Origin of the sequence: Pseudomonas sp. NPDC089408 (genome assembly GCF_044749445.1) — a bacterium.
Taxonomy (GTDB): Bacteria; Pseudomonadota; Gammaproteobacteria; order Pseudomonadales; family Pseudomonadaceae; genus Aquipseudomonas.
This window is the reverse complement of sequence record NZ_JBIVHY010000003.1, coordinates 221,230-240,309: the sequence shown is the minus strand read 5'-3', so window position 1 is coordinate 240,309 and position 19,080 is coordinate 221,230. Positions and strand designations below refer to the sequence as shown.

General features: G+C 63.2%; 17 protein-coding genes. 1 reads left to right on the top strand and 16 read right to left on the bottom strand.

Annotated elements, in window-relative coordinates; all coding sequences use genetic code 11:
* Positions 1-173 precede the first annotated feature (173 nt).
* On the top strand, positions 174-635 hold the full coding sequence (locus tag ACIP02_RS06945; RefSeq protein WP_400614538.1) for a DUF721 domain-containing protein: 462 nt from the start codon (positions 174-176) through the stop codon (positions 633-635).
* A gap of 452 nt (positions 636-1,087) precedes the next feature.
* On the opposite strand, the gene lpxC is transcribed toward ACIP02_RS06945, so the two are convergent.
* From lpxC to mraZ, 16 genes are all read right to left on the bottom strand, one after another.
* Positions 1,088-1,999: a UDP-3-O-acyl-N-acetylglucosamine deacetylase gene (lpxC, locus tag ACIP02_RS06940; RefSeq protein ID WP_201202068.1), complete on the bottom strand. Its 912-nt coding sequence runs from the start codon at positions 1,997-1,999 to the stop codon at positions 1,088-1,090.
* Positions 2,000-2,111: 112 nt separating this feature from the next.
* A complete protein-coding gene (ftsZ, locus tag ACIP02_RS06935; RefSeq protein ID WP_003260772.1) occupies positions 2,112-3,308 on the bottom strand; it encodes a cell division protein FtsZ in 1,197 nt (398 codons plus the stop codon).
* Between the two features lie 55 nt (positions 3,309-3,363).
* Positions 3,364-4,626, bottom strand: coding sequence for a cell division protein FtsA (ftsA, locus tag ACIP02_RS06930; RefSeq protein ID WP_103449232.1), 1,263 nt, complete (start codon positions 4,624-4,626; stop codon positions 3,364-3,366).
* 14 nt (positions 4,627-4,640) lie between these two features.
* Positions 4,641-5,510 (bottom strand): cell division protein FtsQ/DivIB, encoded by an 870-nt coding sequence (locus tag ACIP02_RS06925; protein WP_012274056.1) that lies wholly within the window; start codon positions 5,508-5,510, stop codon positions 4,641-4,643.
* A 5-nt stretch (positions 5,511-5,515) separates the two neighbouring features.
* Complete coding sequence (locus ACIP02_RS06920; RefSeq protein ID WP_400614534.1) at positions 5,516-6,472, bottom strand: D-alanine--D-alanine ligase; 957 nt, start codon at positions 6,470-6,472, stop codon at positions 5,516-5,518.
* Positions 6,469-7,917: a UDP-N-acetylmuramate--L-alanine ligase gene (gene murC, locus ACIP02_RS06915; RefSeq protein ID WP_010952455.1), complete on the bottom strand. Its 1,449-nt coding sequence runs from the start codon at positions 7,915-7,917 to the stop codon at positions 6,469-6,471. The genes ACIP02_RS06920 and murC overlap by 4 nt, the downstream gene beginning before the upstream one ends.
* A complete protein-coding gene (gene murG / locus ACIP02_RS06910) occupies positions 7,910-8,989 on the bottom strand; it encodes an undecaprenyldiphospho-muramoylpentapeptide beta-N-acetylglucosaminyltransferase (protein WP_400614531.1) in 1,080 nt (359 codons plus the stop codon). The genes murC and murG overlap by 8 nt, the downstream gene beginning before the upstream one ends.
* Positions 8,979-10,193, bottom strand: coding sequence for a putative lipid II flippase FtsW (ftsW, locus tag ACIP02_RS06905; RefSeq protein ID WP_400614529.1), 1,215 nt, complete (start codon positions 10,191-10,193; stop codon positions 8,979-8,981). The genes murG and ftsW overlap by 11 nt, the downstream gene beginning before the upstream one ends.
* Positions 10,190-11,536 carry a UDP-N-acetylmuramoyl-L-alanine--D-glutamate ligase gene (gene murD / locus ACIP02_RS06900; RefSeq protein ID WP_400614527.1) on the bottom strand — a complete coding sequence of 449 codons (1,347 nt, stop codon included), beginning with the start codon at positions 11,534-11,536 and terminating at the stop codon, positions 10,190-10,192. Before murD ends, ftsW begins: the two co-directional genes overlap by 4 nt.
* 6 nt (positions 11,537-11,542) lie before the next feature.
* Positions 11,543-12,625, bottom strand: a complete 1,083-nt coding sequence (gene mraY, locus ACIP02_RS06895) for a phospho-N-acetylmuramoyl-pentapeptide-transferase (RefSeq protein ID WP_016498046.1) — start codon at positions 12,623-12,625, stop codon at positions 11,543-11,545.
* The gene (gene murF / locus ACIP02_RS06890) at positions 12,625-13,992 is read right to left on the bottom strand and encodes a UDP-N-acetylmuramoyl-tripeptide--D-alanyl-D-alanine ligase (protein ID WP_400614524.1); all 1,368 of its coding nucleotides are present in this window, start codon (positions 13,990-13,992) and stop codon (positions 12,625-12,627) included. The genes mraY and murF overlap by 1 nt, the downstream gene beginning before the upstream one ends.
* Positions 13,985-15,472: a UDP-N-acetylmuramoyl-L-alanyl-D-glutamate--2,6-diaminopimelate ligase gene (locus ACIP02_RS06885; protein WP_400614522.1), complete on the bottom strand. Its 1,488-nt coding sequence runs from the start codon at positions 15,470-15,472 to the stop codon at positions 13,985-13,987. The genes murF and ACIP02_RS06885 overlap by 8 nt, the downstream gene beginning before the upstream one ends.
* Positions 15,472-17,220 (bottom strand): peptidoglycan D,D-transpeptidase FtsI family protein, encoded by a 1,749-nt coding sequence (locus ACIP02_RS06880; RefSeq protein WP_400615051.1) that lies wholly within the window; start codon positions 17,218-17,220, stop codon positions 15,472-15,474. The genes ACIP02_RS06885 and ACIP02_RS06880 overlap by 1 nt, the downstream gene beginning before the upstream one ends.
* Positions 17,220-17,513: a cell division protein FtsL gene (gene ftsL, locus ACIP02_RS06875; protein WP_400614520.1), complete on the bottom strand. Its 294-nt coding sequence runs from the start codon at positions 17,511-17,513 to the stop codon at positions 17,220-17,222. Before ftsL ends, ACIP02_RS06880 begins: the two co-directional genes overlap by 1 nt.
* A complete protein-coding gene (gene rsmH, locus ACIP02_RS06870; RefSeq protein ID WP_400614517.1) occupies positions 17,510-18,457 on the bottom strand; it encodes a 16S rRNA (cytosine(1402)-N(4))-methyltransferase RsmH in 948 nt (315 codons plus the stop codon). Before rsmH ends, ftsL begins: the two co-directional genes overlap by 4 nt.
* Entirely contained in the window at positions 18,454-18,909 is a 456-nt protein-coding gene (mraZ, locus tag ACIP02_RS06865) for a division/cell wall cluster transcriptional repressor MraZ (protein WP_004575120.1), read from the bottom strand. The genes rsmH and mraZ overlap by 4 nt, the downstream gene beginning before the upstream one ends.
* Between the last annotated feature and the right edge of the window lie 171 nt (positions 18,910-19,080).

The following is a 19,080-nucleotide window of genomic DNA, read 5'->3' as shown; positions in this document are numbered from 1 at the left end:
GGTCTTATCTTGTATAGCCTGTGCCGGCCTCTTCGCGGGTAAACCCGCTCCTACAGGATCACCACAGGTCCGGATCCTGTGAAATACCTGTGGGAGCGGGCAAGCCCGCGAAGAGGCCGGCACAGGCAACAGAGGTGTTAAACTGCAACCCATACAACCCCACACGTGCCCCAATGGCCTACAAACCCTCCCCCGCCCAGCCACCGTCGGCCCTGCTGCGCCAGGTGCGCCCGCTGCGCCTGCTGCTGAACCAGGCCGAACGCCTGGAACACCTGCAGCGCCTGCTGGAAAGTCAGCTGCAACCGGCCGCCCGCGAGCACTGCCACGTGGCCTCATGGCGCGATGGCACCTTGCTGCTGGTGGTCACCGATGGCCACTGGGCAACGCGCCTGCGTTATCAACAGAAGCGCTTACTGGCGGCATTGCAGGCCATGGAAGCCTTCGGCAACCTCAGGCGCATCCTCTACAAGGTGCAGCCGCCGCTGGTGCCGGCCAAGCGCGGCGGGCATGCCGCCGAGCTGTCGAACAGCGCCGCCGAGAGTTTGCTTGATACTGCCGAGGGGATTGCTGATCCGAAGTTGCGGGCGGCGCTGGAGCGGTTGGCGGGTCATGCTCAGGGCAAGGACAAGGGCTGAGAGCGATCGCCTTGCGTTTTGCAGCGGCGCGGAAATCGAGCGCCGCCCGCGCGGCGCTTCGCGGGGCAAGCCCGCTCCCACATCTGTTTCGGGCCAATCTATCCTGCGCCTTTCGCGCGCGCACCTTGGCGCATGGCTTGAGGTGGATTGAGCAGCGGCGCATTCGATATTGAAGGGAACAAACAAGGCGGACAGCGGTGGCCTCACAGAATTGATTGGCCCGAAACAGATGTGGGAGCGGGCTTGCCCCGCGAAGCGCCGCGCGGGCGGCGCTCGATTTCCGCGCCACTACAAAACTCAAACTGAACACCTGTCAGACCCAGCCCAAAACTCAAACTCAACACCTGTCAGCCCCACCCCAAAACTCAAACCGAGCACCCGCCAACACCCAGATCCCGCCCATAAAAAAGGCCACCCGAAGGTGGCCTTAATGAACTAGAGAGTGTTCGAACTTACACGGCCGCAACAGGGCGCATGTACGAGATCGGTGCCGTGCTGGCATCTTCGAAAGTGACCACTTCCCAGGCATCGGTTTCGTCGATCAGCTTGCGCAGCAGCTGGTTGTTCAGCGAGTGGCCGGACTTGTAGCCCTTGAACTCACCGATCAGGCTGTTGCCCAGCAGATAAAGGTCGCCAATGGCGTCGAGGATCTTGTGCTTGACGAATTCGTCATCGGAACGAAGGCCGTCTTCGTTGAGCACACCGGTCTCGTCGACTACGATGGCGTTCTCGACACTGCCACCCAACGCAAGGTTGTGCTTGCGCAGGTATTCGATGTCACGCATGAAGCCGAAGGTACGGGCGCGGCTGACTTCCTTCACGAACGAGGTGCTGGAGAAGTCGACGACCGCACTCTGGGTCTGGCCCTTGAGGACCGGGTGATCGAAGTCGATCTCGAAGCTCACCTTGAAACCGTCGAAAGGCAGGAACGTGGCGCGCTTGTCGCCCTCTTCCACGGTTACCTCACGCAGGATGCGGATGAACTTCTTGGCTGCGTCCTGTTCTTCCAGGCCGGCAGACTGAATCAGGAATACGAAAGGTCCGGCGCTGCCATCCATGATCGGCACTTCCGAGGCGGAGAGCTCGACGTAGGCGTTATCGATGCCCAGGCCCGCCATGGCGGAGAGCAGGTGCTCGACCGTATCGACCTTGACGTCACCGTTGACCAGCGTCGTCGACATGGTTGTCTCGCCGACGTTGGCCGCACGCGCAGCGATTTCGACCACAGGGTCGAGGTCGGCGCGGCGGAAGACGATGCCGGTGTCAACAGGTGCAGGCTTGAGGGTCAGGTAAACCTTCTCCCCGGAGTGCAGACCGACACCTGTGGCACGGATGGTATTCTTCAGGGTGCGTTGTTTAATCATGGCATTGGCCGCTTCAGCGCAAATTGCGAACAGGTATCAACAAAGGCTGGCGATGATAACAGACCCAACCTTTGATGAATACCAATCACCTTTATACCCCTGATAAATTCCATTAATCAGCCTGACGACGCAGGAATGCCGGGATATCGAGGTAGTCCAGGTCATCCTGAGGGTTCAGTTTAGCCGCTGCGGCAGCCCCTGCATGGGCCTGGTTGCGCATGACGGTCGGGCGCTCCAGGTCACGGTAGTTGACCGCTGGCTGCTCCTGGCGAACAGGCGCCGGGTTGGAGGCCTCATACACTTGCTGGGCAGTCTGCAGGGTGTTGTCGACCACTTTCACAGGCTTCTCGATGCGCGCGCCCAGGCCAGTGGCCACCACGGTAACGTGCAACTCGTCACGCATGTCCGGGTCGATCACGGTGCCGACCTTGACCATGGCGTGGTCGGAGGCGAAGGCTTCGATGATGCTACCCACGTCGGAGTATTCACCCAGCGACAGGTCCGGGCCTGCGGTGATGTTGACCAGAATGCCGCGGGCGCCCTGCAGGTTCACGTCTTCCAGCAGCGGGTTGCGGATTGCAGCCTCGGTGGCTTCACGCGCACGGTTCGGGCCGCTGGCGCAACCAGTACCCATCATCGCCATGCCCATTTCACCCATCACGGTGCGCACGTCGGCGAAGTCGACGTTGATCATGCCCGGGCGCTTGATGATGTCGGAAATACCGCGAACGGCACCCGCCAGCACATCGTCAGCCTTGGCGAAGGCGGACAGCAGGCTGGCGTCCTTGCCCAGGATGGTCAGCAGCTTCTCGTTGGGGATGGTGATCAACGAGTCGACGCTTTCAGCCAGCATGCGGATGCCTTCATCGGCGATCTGCATGCGCTTGCGGCCTTCGAACGGGAACGGACGAGTTACCACGGCTACGGTGAGAATACCCATTTCCTTGGCCACTTCGGCAATGATCGGCGCTGCACCGGTACCGGTGCCGCCGCCCATGCCAGTGGTGATGAACACCATGTTGGTGCCCTGCAGCACTTCAGCGATGCGCTCACGGTCTTCCAGCGCGGCCTGACGACCGACTTCCGGATTGGCACCGGCACCCAGGCCCTTGGTCACACCCGTACCCAATTGCAGGATGGTGCGCGCGCCGATGTTTTTCAGCGCCTGGGCATCGGTGTTGGCGCAGATGAATTCCACACCTTCGATGCTGCTTTTGACCATGTGATTGACGGCGTTGCCGCCACCACCACCAACGCCGATCACTTTGATGACCGGACTTTGCGGGACGTTGTCTACGAGCTCGAACATTTTCCCTCTCCTTACAGTTCTCTAGTTGTTGCGCCTACCACTACTGCTTTGAAACTTAGAAGTTGCCCTGGACCCACTTCTTGAAGCGCTCAAGCACTGGGGCCTTCGGTTCATCGCCATAGCTGTTGTTGCTGCTGTTGGTGTTACCGGTCAGGACCAGGTCCTCGGACTGCTTGAGCAGGCCGTAGGTGAGCAAGCCCACGCCGGTGGAATAGATCGGGTTGCGCACCACGTCGCTCAGCCCCCGAACGCTGTGCGGTACGCCCAGGCGTACCGGCATGTGGAAGATTTCCTCGGCCAGTTCCACGGCGCCTTCCATCTTCGCGGTGCCGCCGGTGAGGACGATGCCGGCTGGCACCAGGTCCTCGTATCCGCTGCGGCGTAGTTCGGCCTGGATCAGGGTGAAGAGCTCGTCGTAACGCGGCTCCACCACCTCGGCCAGGGCCTGGCGCGACAGCTCGCGCGGTGGGCGGTCGCCCACGCTTGGCACCTTGATGGTCTCGCCAGCGCCGGCCAGCTTGGCCAGGGCGCAGGCGTAGCGGATCTTGATTTCTTCGGCGTACTGGGTCGGCGTACGCAGGGCCATGGCGATGTCGTTGGTCACCTGGTCGCCGGCAATCGGGATGACCGCGGTATGACGGATCGCGCCCTCGGTGAAAATGGCGATGTCGGTGGTGCCGCCACCGATGTCCACCAGGCACACACCCAGCTCTTTTTCATCGTCGGTCAGCACCGAGTAGGCCGAGGCCAGCTGCTCGAGAATGATGTCGTCGATTTCCAGGCCGCAGCGGCGCACGCACTTTTCGATGTTCTGTGCAGCATTCACCGCGCAGGTGACCACGTGAACCTTGGCTTCCAGGCGCACGCCCGACATGCCCAGCGGTTCGCGCACGCCTTCCTGGTTGTCGATCACGTAGTCCTGCGGCAGGGTGTGCAGCACGCGCTGGTCAGCCGGGATCGCCACGGCCTGGGCCGCGTCGAGCACCCGCTCCAGGTCAGCCACACTGACCTCGCGGTCGCGGATGGCGACAATCCCGTGGGAGTTCAGGCTGCGGATGTGGTTACCGGCCACGCCAACGAACGCCGAGTGAATACGGCAGCCGGCCATCAGCTGCGCTTCTTCGACAGCGCGCTGGATCGACTGCACGGTGGACTCGATGTTCACCACCACGCCTTTTTTCAGGCCGCGGGACGGATGGGTGCCGATGCCGACAATTTCCAGCGTGCCGTCTTCGCCCACTTCGCCGACCAGCGCCACCACCTTGGAGGTGCCAATGTCCAGCCCGACGATCATTTTGCCGCTATGCGCGTTTGCCATGGTCCTGCCTCTCTCTAATTCTTCGCAACGGCGGGTTGGGCCGTCGTCGGTGCAATCGGTTCCCGCCAACCAACGGCAAGTCCGTTGGAATAACGCAGATCAATGCGGGCGATAGTGGTGATCTGGTCTTTGAGTGTCTTGTCGTAAATGGCAATGAAACGGCGCATCTTCTCCACCAGATGGTCGCGCCCCAACAGCAGCTCGATGCCTGGCCCGGCACTGCTCGCGCCCGTGGTCAGGAACCAGCTGCCTCGCTCGCGCAGCTCCAGGCGAGCGATGGAAAAGCCCAGGGGGCGCAGCATCTGGCTCAATACCTGATACTGCTGCATGACTTGTTGCTGGGCACGCTGCGGCCCGGCCAGCTGCGGCAGGTGCTCGTAGTTGGCCAGTTCACGCGGGGTGAACGCCTGGCCCTGGTTGTTGAGCAAGGCTTCGTCACCCCAGCGTGCCACCGGCAGCTGCTCTTCGAGGCGGATCACCACCTCGTCGGGCCACACCCGGCGCACTTCGGCATGGGCGATCCAGGGCATCTGCTCAAGCTCTGCACGCATCGCCGGCAGGTCGACGCTGAAGAAGCTCGCCGCCACGTAAGGCGCGATACGCTGCTGCACCGACTGCTGGCTGATGTAGCTGAGGTCACCTTGCACGTCGATCTTGGTGATCGGCCGGTCGGCGTACGGCATCAGGCGAATGGCACCCTCGTAGGCACCAAAACCTGCCGCCACCAGCAGCACTGGCCACAGCAGGCGCTTGAGGCCGCCCAGGCTTGGCCGCGGCAGGCGCGCCGATACGGGCTCGTCGGCCACCAGCCGGCTGGCACCACGCGGCACCGGCTTGCTACGGCCGGTGACGGGTTGCTGCTGACGTATCATTGCGCCTTGCATGATGATTAACCTCGCGTCGCCACGCTTTCAGCCAGGATTGCCAGCACCAGTTGCTGGAAGTCCAGGCCAGCCGCGCGGGCCGCCATGGGCACCAGGCTATGATCAGTCATGCCGGGTGCGGTGTTGACTTCGAGCAGCCAGAACCGGCCCTGCTCGTCCTGCATCACGTCCAGCCGCCCCCAGCCTTCGATGCCAATGGCATCACAGGCGCGGGCGGTCAGGTCGATCAGTTCCTGTTCCTTGGCGCTATCCAGCCCGCACGGGATGCGGTACTGGGTATCGTTGGCGATGTACTTGGCGTCGTAGTCGTAGAACACGTGCGGTGTACCCAGGGCGATCGGCGGCAGCACCTGGCCGCGCAGTACCGCGATGGTGAACTCCGGGCCGTGGATCCACTGTTCCACCAGTACCTGGGAATCGTATTGGGCGGCGTCCTTCCAGGCGGCGACCAGTTCCTGGGCGCTGTTCACCTTGGCCATGCCGATGCTAGAGCCTTCATGGGCGGGTTTGACGATAAGCGGGAAGCCCAGTTCCGTACTGGCCTGCAAACAATCGTTTTCGCTCGCCAATACCGCGTGGCGCGGGGTCGGAATACCCAGGCTCTGCCACACCTGCTTGGTGCGCAGCTTGTCCATGGCCAACGCCGAGGCAAGGATGCCGCTGCCGGTATAGGGGATGCCCAGGCACTCCAGCAAACCTTGCATGCTGCCGTCTTCACCGCCACGACCGTGGAGGATGATGAAGGCGCGGTCGATCTTCTCGCTTTGCAGGCGATCGAGCAGGTCGTCACCGACGTCGATGGCGACCACGTCGACACCGGCAGTGGTCAACGCATCGATCACGGCGGCGCCGGACTTCAGCGACACTTCGCGTTCGGCACTCTTGCCGCCGTACAGCACGGCAACGCGGCCGAACGCTTTCACATCCAGGGTCGAGTGCAGTTTTTCGTAGGCGCTGGTCATTTCGACTTCTCCTGCTTGGCGCCAGCGAACAGCGGGCTTTTCATCAGTTGCGGGGCCAGCCCGCCAACGTCACCGGCACCCTGGCAGAGCAGGATGTCGCCAGCACGCAGCAGTGGCTTGACCAGCGGTGCCAGTTCGGCGCCACGTTCGATGTAGATCGGGTCCAGCTTGCCGCGCTGGCGGATGCTGTGGCACAGCTGACGGCTGTCGGCACCCGGGATCGGCTCTTCGCCAGCCGGGTAGACCTCCATCAGCAGCAGCACGTTGGCATCGCCCAGCACCTGGACGAAATCGTCATACAGGTCGCGGGTACGGCTATAGCGGTGCGGCTGGTAGACGATCACCAGACGGCGGCTTGGCCAGCCACCGCGCACAGCCTTGATCACTGCAGCCACTTCGGTCGGGTGGTGACCGTAGTCGTCGACCAGCATCACGCTGCCGCCTTCAACCGGCAGCTCGCCGTATACCTGGAAGCGGCGGCCGACGCCCTGGAAGCCGGACAGGCCCTGGACGATGGCTTCGTCAGTGATGCCTTCGTCAGTGGCGATGGCAATGGTGGCCAGGGCATTGAGCACGTTGTGGTTGCCTGGCATGTTCACCGACACTTCCAACGGCTCGCGATCACGGCGCAGCACGGTGAAGTGGGTTTGCATGCCCTGCTGGCGCACGTTGATGGCGCGGATGTCGGCCTCTTCGCTGAAGCCATAGGTTACGGTCGGGCGCTTCACCTGCGGCAGGATCTCGCGCACGACCGGGTCGTCCAGGCACATCACGGCCAAGCCGTAGAACGGCAGGTTGTGCAGGAACTCGACGAAGGTTTTCTTCAGTTTGTTGAAGTCACCTTCGTAGGTCGCCATGTGGTCGGCGTCGATGTTGGTGACCACGGCCACCATCGGCTGCAGGTGCAGGAAGCTGGCATCGCTTTCGTCTGCTTCGGCGATCAGGTAACGGCTGGTGCCCAGCTGGGCATTGGTGCCGGCAGCGGTCAGGCGGCCACCGATGACGAACGTCGGGTCCAGGCCACCGGCGGCAAATACCGAAGCCAGCAGGCTGGTGGTGGTGGTCTTGCCGTGGGTACCGGCAACGGCCACACCGTGGCGGTAGCGCATCAGCTCGGCGAGCATCTCGGCACGCGGCACCACCGGAATGCGCCGCTCCAGGGCGGTGGCCACTTCCGGGTTGGCCGGGTTGATGGCGCTGGATACCACCAGCACATCGGCGGTGGCAGCGTTCTCGGCGCGGTGGCCGACGAAGATTTCGGCGCCGAACGATTCCAGGCGCTCGGTAACCGGCGAGGCTTTCAGATCGGAACCGGACACTTCATAGCCCAGGTTCAGCAACACTTCGGCAATACCGCACATGCCTACACCGCCAATACCGACGAAGTGAATACGGCGAATACGGCCCATCTTCGGCTGGGGCATGGCTTTCTGGCTTTCAACCATGGGCCACCTCCAGGCAGATATCGACCACGGTGCTGGTTGCTGCGGGTTTGGCCAGGCGCCGTGCGGTGCCTGCCATGACGTTGAGTTTCTCGGGTTGCATCAGCACCTCGTTCAGGCGTTCAGCGAGCTGCGCTGCGCCAGTTGTCGCTTGTGGCATCAGGAAGGCAGCGCCTTCGCGGGCCAGATATTGGGCGTTGTGGGTCTGGTGGTCGTCGATCGCATGGGGCAACGGCACCAGCATCGAAGGCAGGCCTGCTGCCGCCAGTTCGCTGACGGTCAGGGCACCGGCCCGGCATACCACGATGTCGGCCCAGCCATAGGCTTGGGCCATGTCCTTGATGAAGGGCTCTACCTGGGCCGCGACACCCGCCTCGTGATACCGCTCGGCGGTGATCGGCGCGTGTTGTTTGCCGGCCTGGTGGAACACCTCTGGCCGCAGCGCGGCAGGCACCTCGGACAGGGCCTTAGGCAACAATTTGTTCAAGGGTTCCGCACCCAGGCTGCCACCTAGCACCAACAGGCGTGCGCGGCGTGCGGCCAGGGGCGCGCGCTGCGCGTCCATGAACAGCTCCGGGCGCACCGGGTTGCCGGTGGTGCGACGCTTGTCGCTGGCCTCGAAGGTGTTCGGGAACGCTTCGCAGACCCGCGCAGACAGGGGCACCAACAACCGATTGGCGGTGCCGGCCCGGGCGTTCTGCTCGTGGATCACCAGCGGCACGCCGCACAGCCGCGCAGCCACACCACCAGGGCCGGTCACGTAGCCGCCAAAGCCCAGCACGCAAACGGGCTTGAGCTGGCGAATGATGCGCCGCGCCTGCAGCACAGCCTTGACCAGGGTGAACGGCGCCTTGAGCAGCGACAGCTTGCCTTTGCCGCGCAGGCCGCTGACCTGGATCAGGTGCAGCGGCAGGCCGGCCTGTGGCACCAGCTCGTTCTCGATGCCACGCGGGGTGCCCAGCCAGTGCACGCTGTAACCACGCGCCTGGAACTCACGGGCGCAGGCCAGGGCCGGGAACACGTGGCCCCCGGTGCCGCCGGCCATGATCAATACGTTTTTGCCGTCAGCGGCCATGACTGGTCTCCTCGGCAAAATCGCTTTCGCTGAATTCATGTTCCTCACTGCCCAGGTGCGTGCGGCTTTCCCACTCGATGCGCAGCAACAAGCCCACGCAGGCGCAGCAGATCACCAACGAGCTGCCCCCGTAGCTGAGGAATGGCAAGGTCAGGCCCTTGGTCGGCAGCAGGCCGACGTTCACGCCGATGTTGATCAGGAACTGGCCGATCCACAGGAAGGCCAGGCCGAACGCAACATAAGCGGCAAAGAACTGCTTGGCTTTTTCCGCCCACAGGCCGATGTACAGGGCACGCACCGTCACGAACACGAACAGCGCGATAGTCAGCAGCGAGCCGACCACGCCGAGTTCTTCGGCCAGTACCGAGAACACGAAGTCGGTGTGCGCTTCCGGCAGGTAGAACTGCTTCTGCACGCTGTTGCCAAGGCCCACGCCCAACCATTCGCCGCGGCCGAAGGCAATCAGCGCCTGGGTCAGCTGGTAGCCCGAGCCGAACTGGTCGGACCACGGGTCGGTAAAGGTGATCAGACGCGCCATGCGGTACGGCTGTGCCTGCACCAGGACGAACACCGCCACCACCGCCAGCACCACCATGAGGCTGAAACGGAACAGCCCCACCCCGCCGAGGAACAGCATGGCCGCCGCCGCGCCCATCATGACCACGGTGGCGCCGAAGTCAGGTTCCATCAGCAGCAGGGCAGCCATGGGCAGCAGCACGATGAACGGCTTGAAGAAGCCCATCCAGGTCTCGCGTACCTCGGTCTGCCGGCGTACCAGGTAACCGGCCAGGTAGACGACCACGAACACCTTGGCGATTTCCGAAGGCTGCACGTTAAAGAAACTGAAGCCGATCCAGCGCATGGAGCCGTTGACCTCACGGCCGATACCCGGCACCAGCACCAGCACCAGCAGACCGAAGGCGCCCAGCAGCATCAGGAAGCCCATGCGCTGCCAGGTGGCGATCGGCACCAGCATGGTCGTACCGCAGGCCACCAGGCCGAGGAACACGTACACCAGGTGGCGATACATGTGGTAAAGCGGGTTGCCCGACTGCACCGCAGCCACTTCCGAGGAGGCCGAGGTGATCATCACCAGGCCCAGGCCAAGCAAGGCCAGGCAGCCGGCCAGCATCGGGAAGTCCAGGTCGATGCCACGGCCGCTGATCAGCGGCGAAGGATAGGGCTTGAGGATACCGAAGATCATGCAAGGCCTCCCGCTGCCTGGGCGAACAGGCGCCCGCGTTCTTCGAAGTTCTTGAACATGTCGAGGCTGGCGCACGCCGGCGACAGCAGCACAGCATCGCCGGCCTGGGCCAGTTCGGCGCATTGCTGTACGGCATCGTCGAGGGTCTTGACCCGCACCAGCGGTACGTCATTACCCAGGGCCTCGGCCAGGCGCTCGGCATCACGGCCCAGCAACACCACGGCGCGGCAGAAACGCTTGACCGGCTCGCGCAATGCGCTGAACTCGGCGCCTTTGCCATCACCACCGGCAATCAGCACCAGCTTGCCTTCGATGTCGGCACCCAGGCCTTCGATGGCGGCCAGGGCCGCACCCACGTTGGTGGCCTTGGAATCGTCGTACCAGTTCACGCCGTTACGCTCGCGTACCCACTGGCAACGGTGGGCCAGGCCACCGAATTCGCGCAGGGCTTCGAGCATCGGTTCAAATGGCAAGCCGGCAGCATGGCCCAGGGCCAGCGCTGCCAGGGCATTGCTCTGGTTGTGTGCGCCACGGATCTTGAGTTCGCGCACCGGCATCAGCGTCTGGAATTCGAATGCCAGGTATTTCTCGCCCTCTACTTCGCGCAGGCCAAAGGCCTTGAAGTCGGGCTGGTTGAGGCCGAAGGTCCAGCAGGGGCGACCTTCCACCGGCAGCGGCCGGCTCAGGGCGTCCTGGCGGTTGACCACCACCTGTTTGGCACCACGGAAGATCCGGTGCTTGGCCAGGTGGTAGGCCGGCAGGCCGCTGTAGCGGTCCATGTGGTCTTCGCTGATGTTCAGCACGGTGGCCACTTCGGCGTTGAGCTGGTCGGTGGTTTCCAGCTGGAAGCTGGACAGCTCCAGTACGTACAGCTCGACGTCATCAGCCAGCAGGTCCAGCGCAGGGGTACCGAGGTTGCCGCCCACGGCCACGCGCTTGCCGGCCTTGGCGGCCATTTCGCCAACCAGGGTGGTGACGGTGCTCTTGGCATTGGACCCGCTAATGGCAATGATTGGCGCCTTGGCGTAGCGAGCGAACAGCTCGATGTCACCGGAAAGCTGCACGCCACGCGCCGCCGCCTGCTGCAGGGCCGGTGTAGCCAGGGCGAGGCCCGGGCTCACATACAGCTCGTTGGCGCGGCACAGGAAGTCCACGTCCAGTTCACCACAGCGCACTTCCACCTGCGGGTAATCACGGCGCAGGGTGTCCAGTTCCGGCGGTTGCTCGCGGGTGTCGGCGACCGCAAAGGCAATGCCCCGGTTCGCCAGGAAGCGAACCAGGGACATGCCGCTCTTGCCGAGGCCGACAACGATGCGGAATTGGTCGGAAGCGATCAAAGACACGCTCATCTACCTCAGTTTCAGGGTTGCAAGGCCAATCAGTACCAGGATTACGGTGATGATCCAGAAGCGGACGATCACCCGAGGCTCTGGCCAGCCCTTGAGTTCAAAGTGGTGGTGAATCGGCGCCATGCGGAACACGCGCTTGCCGGTCAGCTTGAAGGAAGCGACCTGGATCACCACCGACAGGGTTTCCACCACGAAAATGCCGCCCATGATGAACAGGACGATTTCCTGGCGCACGATCACTGCGATGGTGCCCAGCGCGGCGCCCAGGGCCAGCGCACCGACGTCCCCCATGAACACTTGCGCCGGGTAGGTGTTGAACCACAAAAAGCCCAGGCCGGCACCGATCAGCGCACCGCAGAACACGATCAGCTCGCCCGAACCGGGTACGTACGGGATCAGCAGGTATTCGGCGAACTTCACGTTGCCCGACAGGTAGCAGAAGATACCCAGCGCACCGCCAACCATCACCGTTGGCATGATTGCCAGGCCGTCGAGGCCGTCTGTGAGGTTGACTGCGTTGCTGGAGCCGACGATGACGAAGTAGGTCAGCACCACGAAGCCGACACCCAGCGGAATGGTGACGTCCTTGATGAACGGCAAAATCAGCGTGGTCTCGACGCTGGTCGGCGCGGTCTTGTAAAGGAACACCGCCGCAGCCAGGCCGAACACCGACTGCCAGAAGTACTTCCAGCGGCTTGGCAGGCCACGCGAGTTCTTTTCGATCACCTTGCGGTAGTCGTCGACCCAGCCGATGGCGCCGAACGCCAGGGTAACGATCAGTACCACCCAGACATAGCGGTTGCTCAGGTCGGCCCACAGCAAGGTGCTGATGGCGATGGCCGACAGGATCAGTGCGCCACCCATGGTCGGGGTGCCGGACTTGGAAAGGTGCGATTGCGGGCCGTCGTTACGCACGGCCTGGCCGATCTGGCGGATTTGCAGGGTACGGATCATCCACGGCCCCAGCCACAGCGCCAGGGACAACGCGGTCAGTACACCAAGAATCCCGCGCAGGGACAGGTACTGGAAGACCGCGAAGCCTTTGTGGAACTGTTGCAGATACTCGGCCAACAGCAGCAGCATTAATGTTTCTCCCCGCTGGCACCGCACAATGCCGCCACGACGTTTTCCATCGCAGCGCTGCGCGAGCCCTTGATCAAGATAGTGGTGTCGCTGGCATTTTCGGCGCTAACCGCGTCGATCAGCTCAGCTTGAGTAGCGAAATGACGGCCATCGGCGCCGAACGCTTCGACCGCATGTTTCATGTTGGAACCCACTGCGTACAGGGCGTTGACCTTGCCACGCGCGTAGTCGCCCACCTGACGGTGGCCCTCTTCCGCCCATTGCCCCAATTCGCCGATATCCCCAAGCACCAGGACGGTGCGTCCGGAAAAGCCGGCGAGTATATCAATGGCCGCGCACATGGAGGTGGGATTTGCGTTGTAACTGTCGTCGATCACCCGCACACCGTTTGGCGCGATTTGCGCCACGGTACGGCCCTTGACCGGTTGCACTGCAGCCAGGCCGGCGGCGATGCCGCTCAGGCTCAGACCAACGGCATGCGCAGCGGCGGCAGCGGCCAGGGCGTTGCTGACATTGTGCTCACCCAGCACATTGAGCTGCACGTCTACCGCTTCACCGGCGCCATGCAGCTTGAACGATGGGCAGCCACGGGCATCGCGACCGATGTCCGTGGCATGGAAATCGGCCTTGTCGTTGCTGCGCGCGAAACTGATGACCTTGTGGGCACCGGCACGGGCCTTCCAGACGGCGAAGGCTTTGTCGTCAAGGTTGAGGATGGCGATACCGCCCTCACCCAGGCCTTCAAGAATTTCGCCCTTGGCCTCGACGATCTTCTCCGGGCCGCCGAACTCACCCACGTGGGCGGTACCGGCGTTATTGATGATCACCACCTGCGGTTGGGTCAGGCCGACGGTGTAGCGGATTTCGCCAATGCGCGAAGCGCCCAGTTCGATCACTGCGGCGCTGTGCTCCGGGGCGATTTCCAGCAAGGTCAGTGGCGCGCCGAGGTCGTTGTTCAGGTTGCCGCGGGTGGCGTGCACCAGGCCTCGGGTACGCAAGATGCTGGCAAGCATTTCCTTGACCGTGGTCTTGCCGCTGGAACCGGTAATGGCCACCACCGGCTTGTCATAGGCGGCGCGGTTCAGGGCGCCGAGCTGGCCCAGGGCCAGACGGCAATCGGCAACCAGCAACTGCGGCAGGTCGACATCAGCGACCTCACGCTCAACCAAGGCAGCGACTGCGCCCTTGGCTTGTACATCAGCCAGGTAGTCATGGCCATCGAAACGCGGGCCGGTCAGGGCGACGAACAGTTGCCCGGCGCTGACGCTGCGGCTGTCTATGCTGACGCCGGTAAAGGTGGCATCGGCGCCGATTTGTTGACCACTCAGTGCTGTGGTCAGCTGGCTGAGTGACAGCGGCTTAAGCATGTGGCGCCTCCCAGGCTGCAAGTGCCTTTTTGGCTTCAATCAAGTCGGAGAAGTCATGGCGCTCGCCATTGATCTCCTGGTAGTCCTCGTGCCCCTTGCCGGCCAGCACGATCACGTCATTGGCGGCAGCGGTGGCAATCAGGTGCGCGATGGCCTCGCCGCGGCCGGCGACGAACTCGACCCCGGCCGGCTTGGCGAAACCAGGGCGGATGTCATCGAAGATACGCAGCGGGTCTTCGGTCCGCGGGTTGTCGTCAGTGACCAGTACGCGGTCAGCCAGGCGCTCGGCTACTTCGGCCATCAGCGGCCGCTTGCCACGGTCACGGTCGCCGCCGCAGCCAAACAGGCACAGCAGCTTGCCGTGGGCATGCGGGCGCAGGGCTTCGAGTACCTTTTCCAGGGCGTCAGGTGTGTGTGCGTAGTCGACCACCACCAGCGGCTTGTCGCCACCACCCAGGCGCTGCATGCGGCCGACAGGGCCTTGCAGTTTCGGTGTGACCTTGAGGATTTCATCCAGCGAATAATCCAGCGCCAGCAGGGTCGCGACAGCGGCAAGCATATTGCTCAGGTTGAAGCGCCCCAACAACTGACTGCGCAGCGTGCGCTCACCTTGGGCGGTGACCAACGTGGCGCCAACGCCATCGTCATCGAACCTGGCCTCAGGGCAGAACAGCGACGCGTCCGGGTTTTCCAGGCTATAGCTGAGCAGCCGGGTCTCGATACGATCGGTAAACGGTTTGCGGGCGAAATCGTCAGCCAGGCGACGACCGAAATCATCATCCAGGTTGACCACCTGGCAACGCAGGCTCGGCCAGGCGAACAGCTTGGCCTTGGCCGCCTCGTAGGCCTGCATGCTGCCGTGGTAGTCGAGGTGATCGCGGGACAGGTTGGTCATGACCGCGATGTCGAATTCCAGCGCGGCGACGCGGCCTTGCTCCAGAGCATGGGAGGAAACCTCCATGGCCACGGCCTTCGCGCCGCTTTTCTTCAGGTCGTTCAGCGTCGCCTGCACGGCAATCGGGTCCGGCGTGGTCAGGCGACCGCTCTGCAGCTCGCCGTAGAAACCGGTGCCCAGGGTGCCGATCAGGCCACAACGCTGGCCAAGCAGATCGAGCGCCTGCGCTACCAGCTGGGTGACGCTGGTCTTGCCGTTGGTGCCGGTCACGCCGACCAGGTTCAGTTGGCGGCTAGGCTCGCCATAGAAGCGCCCGGCAATGTCCGACAGCTGGGCAATCAGACCCTTGACCGGAATCAGCGGCACATCGGTCAGCGGCAGCACGTTGGCGCCCTGCTCTTCATAGGCCACGGCGGCAGCACCACGGGCCAAGGCATCGGCAATGTGCTCGCGGCCATCGACCTTGGCCCCCGGCACGGCCAGGAACAGGTCGCCTGGGCGCACATGGCGGCTGTCCAGCGTCAGTTCACGGATCAGCGGGTCGCGGCTGGCGTGGGCGAACAGCTTGCTTAACGGCATTGTCATTATCCACGCCCTCCCTTGGCGGCTGCTGCGTTGACTTGCGGTTGACCGGCAGGTGCCGGTGCTGCGGGTGGCGGCAGGTTGTCTGGCGGCACGTTCATCAGGCGCAGGGTGCCCGACATGACCTTGCTGAATACCGGCGCCGAAACCAGGCCGCCGAAGTAACCGCCTTTGCCCGGTTCATCGATCACCACGACGATGGCATAGCGTGGGTCGCTCATCGGCCCGAAACCGGCAAACAGCGAGCGGTAGGCGTTTTCGGTGTAGCCCTTGGAACCGACGGTGGCCTTACGCGCGGTACCGGACTTGCCGGCCACGTGGTAGAACGGCACCTGGGCACGGAACACGCCGCGCGGCGCTTCGATCACCTGCTGCAGCATGCCCTGGACGGTCTCGGCGGTTTCCTTCGGAATGGCCTGCACGGCTTCCGGCGCCTTGTCGACCTTGAGGATCGACAGCGGCACCATCTTGCCGTCGTTGGCCAGCGCCGCGTAGGCATGCACCAGTTGCAACGCGGTCACCGACACGCCGTAGCCATAGGACAGGGTCGCGGTCTCGGCCTTGCGCCACTCGCGGTGGTTAGGCAGGTTGCCGACGCGCTCACCCGGGAAGCCAAGGCCGGTGTACTGGCCCAGGCCGACCTGGGACATGACCCGGTAAATGGCTTCGCCGCCGATGTCGAAGGCGATCTTGCTCATACCGACGTTACTGGAGTTGATCAGGATGCCGGTCAGGTCGAGAATTGGGCCCTCGCTGCGCGACACGTCCTTGATGGTGTAGCGGCCGATCTGCAGGCTGCCCGGGTACACTTCGACCTTGTCGCTGGGTTTCCAGCGGCCGCTTTGCAGCGCCGCGCTCATGGAGATCGGCTTGACCGTGGAACCTGGCTCGAACACGTCGATGATGGCCCGGTTACGCATGGCCGCCGGGAACATGCTGCGGCGGTTGTTGGGGTTGTAGGTCGGTTGGTTGACCATGGCCAGGACTTCACCGGTCTTGACGTCCATGATCACCAGGCTGCCGGCCTTGGCGTTCTGTTCGGCAATGGCGTTGCGCAGCTCGCGGGTCGCCAGGTATTGCAGGCGCAGGTCTATCGACAACGCCAAGGTCTTCCCGGCCTTGGCGTTCTTGGTAACCTGAATGTCCTTGATCAGCCGGCCACGCCGGTCCTTGATCACCTGGCGTTTGCCGGGCACGCCGGCCAGCCACTCGTCATAGGCCAGCTCGACCCCTTCGCGACCGTGGTCGTCAAGGTCGGTGAAGCCGACCATGTGCGCAGTGACATCACCGGCCGGGTAGAACCGGCGGAACTCTTCCAGGCCATACACACCGGGCACTTTCAGGTCGAGCACGTGCTGGCCCTGCTCCGGGGTCAGGCCACGGACCAGGTAGATGAACTCTTTGTTGGCCTGCTGGGTCAGGCGTTCGATCAACTGCTGTGGGTTTTGCCCCAAGGCTGCGGCCAGTTGCGGCCAGCGCTCCCTGGACGCCTGCATTTCCTTGGGGTTGGCCCACAGGGTGGTGACCGGGGTACTCACGGCCAAAGGCTCACCATTGCGGTCAGTGATCAGACCACGGTGTGCAGGAATAGGGATATGACGCAGGCTGCGCGCATCGCCCTGGCCCTTGAGGAAGTCACGATCAACCACCTGCAGGTCGATGATGCGCCAGCAAATGGCACCCACCATGATTGCCAGCAAACCGATCACCACGCGGAAGCGCCACGGGTACAGTGCGCCTTCGAGCTTCATCATGGTGCCACCATCCGTACTTCGTCAGCCGAAGGTACGCGCATATTCAGCTGTTCGGAGGCGAGATTTTCGATACGGCTGGCGGCGGTCCAGGTGCTTTGCTCGAGGATCAGCCGGCCCCACTCGGCCTGGGCCTTGTCGCGCTCGCTCAATTCACCGTACAGGGTGTTGAGCAGCTGACGGTTCCAGTGCGCGCTGTAGGACACCGCAATGGCCGAAACCAGCACGCCAACAAACAGCAGAAGCATCACGAAGCTTCCGCCTGGCAGGGGCTTGGCAAACAGCCTGCTCACCGCAGCTTCTCCGCCACACGCATCACGGCGCTGCGCGACCGTGGGTTGGCCTTGAGCTCGGCTTCAGAGGCGAACTGCGCTTTGCCGATGAGTTTGATCTTCGGCTCGAAGACCTTGTGCTGAACCGGCAGGTTGCGCGGCAGGTTGTCCGCCTCACCTTTCACCAGCTTGCGCATGAACAGTTTGACGATACGGTCTTCCAGCGAGTGGAAGCTGATGACCGCCAGGCGACCGCCGACTTCGAGCGCATCCAGTGCAGCCTCAAGACCGGTTTCAAGGTCACCCAGCTCATTGTTGACGTGGATACGCAGGCCCTGGAAGGCGCGCGTGGCCGGGTTCTTGCCCTTTTCCCAGGCGGGGTTGGCCACCTTGAGCACTTCTGCCAGGTCGGCAGTACGAGTGAACGGCTGCTTTTCGCGGCGCTCGACCACGGCACGCGCCATGCGCCCGGCAAAACGCTCTTCGCCGTATTCCTTGAACACGCGGGCAATTTCTTCCACCGGTGCCGTGGCGATGAACTCGGCGGCACTAATGCCCTGGTCCGGGTTCATGCGCATATCCAGCGGGCCGTCATTGAGGAAGCTGAAACCACGCTCGGGGTCATCCAGCTGCGGCGAGGACACGCCCAGGTCCAGCAGCACGCCGCTGACCTTGCCATGCAGGCCACGCTCGGCCACTTCCGCGCCCAGCTCGGCAAAGCTGCGCTGCACAATGACAAAGCGGCCGTCTTCGGCCGCCAGCGATTGCCCGGTGGCAATCGCTTGTGGATCTTTGTCGAAGCCCAGCAGCCGCCCTTGCGGCCCAAGCTTGCTGAGAATAAGCCGGCTGTGTCCGCCACGGCCGAAAGTGCCGTCCAGATAGCAACCGTCGGCGCGCAGGGCCAATGCCTCGACAGCTTCGTCGAGCAGGACGGTAATGTGGTTGAAGCCGCTATCTATGGTCACAGGATCAGGTCACGCAATTCGTCGGGCATGGCGCCCGGTTGTTGAATAGCTGCAAGGTCGGCTGCCGAAACCGCGTTCCAGGCATCTTCATCCCACAGCTGGAATTTGTTCAGTTGCCCCACCAGCATCGCCTTCTTGTCGAGCTTGGCGTACTCACGCAGGCGGGGCGGCACCAGGAAACGCCCACTGCCATCGAGCTCCAGGTCAACCGCATTACCAATCAGCAAGCGCTGCAGGCGGCGGTTTTCCTCACGCAACGATGGCAAGGCACGCAACTTGGCTTCTATCTGTTCCCACTCATCGAGGGGATAAACACACAAGCAGGGGTCCACAGCGTCGATGGTCACGATCAGCTGACCATTGCAACGCGAATCGAGCTCGTCACGGTACCGGCTCGGCATGGCGAGACGGCCCTTGGCATCGAGGCTGACGGCATTGGCTCCGCGGAACACGGCTGCGATTCCCCACAATGTTATCTTTTTTGTGCCAGAAAACCCACTTCATCCCACTTTCTGCCACTTGCGCACACTATAGGAATCCGCCCGCAGCACCGTCAAGGCACGTTCGGAAGGAAAAGCCTTACAGGACCGAGATTTAGCGTCACAAAAGAATGTGGAAGGACT

Excerpts from the sequence above, each read along its gene's own strand:
- ACIP02_RS06880 (WP_400615051.1), bottom strand. The coding sequence starts at position 17,220 with ATGAAGCTCGAAGGCGCACTGTACCCGTGGCGCTTCCGCGTGGTGATC.
- ACIP02_RS06945 (WP_400614538.1), top strand. The coding sequence starts at position 174 with ATGGCCTACAAACCCTCCCCCGCCCAGCCACCGTCGGCCCTGCTGCGC.
- ACIP02_RS06920 (WP_400614534.1), bottom strand. The coding sequence starts at position 6,472 with ATGACCAGCGCCTACGAAAAACTGCACTCGACCCTGGATGTGAAAGCG.
- ACIP02_RS06885 (WP_400614522.1), bottom strand. The coding sequence starts at position 15,472 with ATGACAATGCCGTTAAGCAAGCTGTTCGCCCACGCCAGCCGCGACCCG.
- ftsA (WP_103449232.1), bottom strand. The coding sequence starts at position 4,626 with ATGGCAAACGCGCATAGCGGCAAAATGATCGTCGGGCTGGACATTGGC.
- mraY (WP_016498046.1), bottom strand. The coding sequence starts at position 12,625 with ATGCTGCTGCTGTTGGCCGAGTATCTGCAACAGTTCCACAAAGGCTTC.
- murG (WP_400614531.1), bottom strand. The coding sequence starts at position 8,989 with ATGGCCGCTGACGGCAAAAACGTATTGATCATGGCCGGCGGCACCGGG.
- murF (WP_400614524.1), bottom strand. The coding sequence starts at position 13,992 with ATGCTTAAGCCGCTGTCACTCAGCCAGCTGACCACAGCACTGAGTGGT.
- ACIP02_RS06925 (WP_012274056.1), bottom strand. The coding sequence starts at position 5,510 with ATGCAAGGCGCAATGATACGTCAGCAGCAACCCGTCACCGGCCGTAGC.
- ftsZ (WP_003260772.1), bottom strand. The coding sequence starts at position 3,308 with ATGTTCGAGCTCGTAGACAACGTCCCGCAAAGTCCGGTCATCAAAGTG.
- murC (WP_010952455.1), bottom strand. The coding sequence starts at position 7,917 with ATGGTTGAAAGCCAGAAAGCCATGCCCCAGCCGAAGATGGGCCGTATT.
- lpxC (WP_201202068.1), bottom strand. The coding sequence starts at position 1,999 with ATGATTAAACAACGCACCCTGAAGAATACCATCCGTGCCACAGGTGTC.
- ftsW (WP_400614529.1), bottom strand. The coding sequence starts at position 10,193 with ATGATCTTCGGTATCCTCAAGCCCTATCCTTCGCCGCTGATCAGCGGC.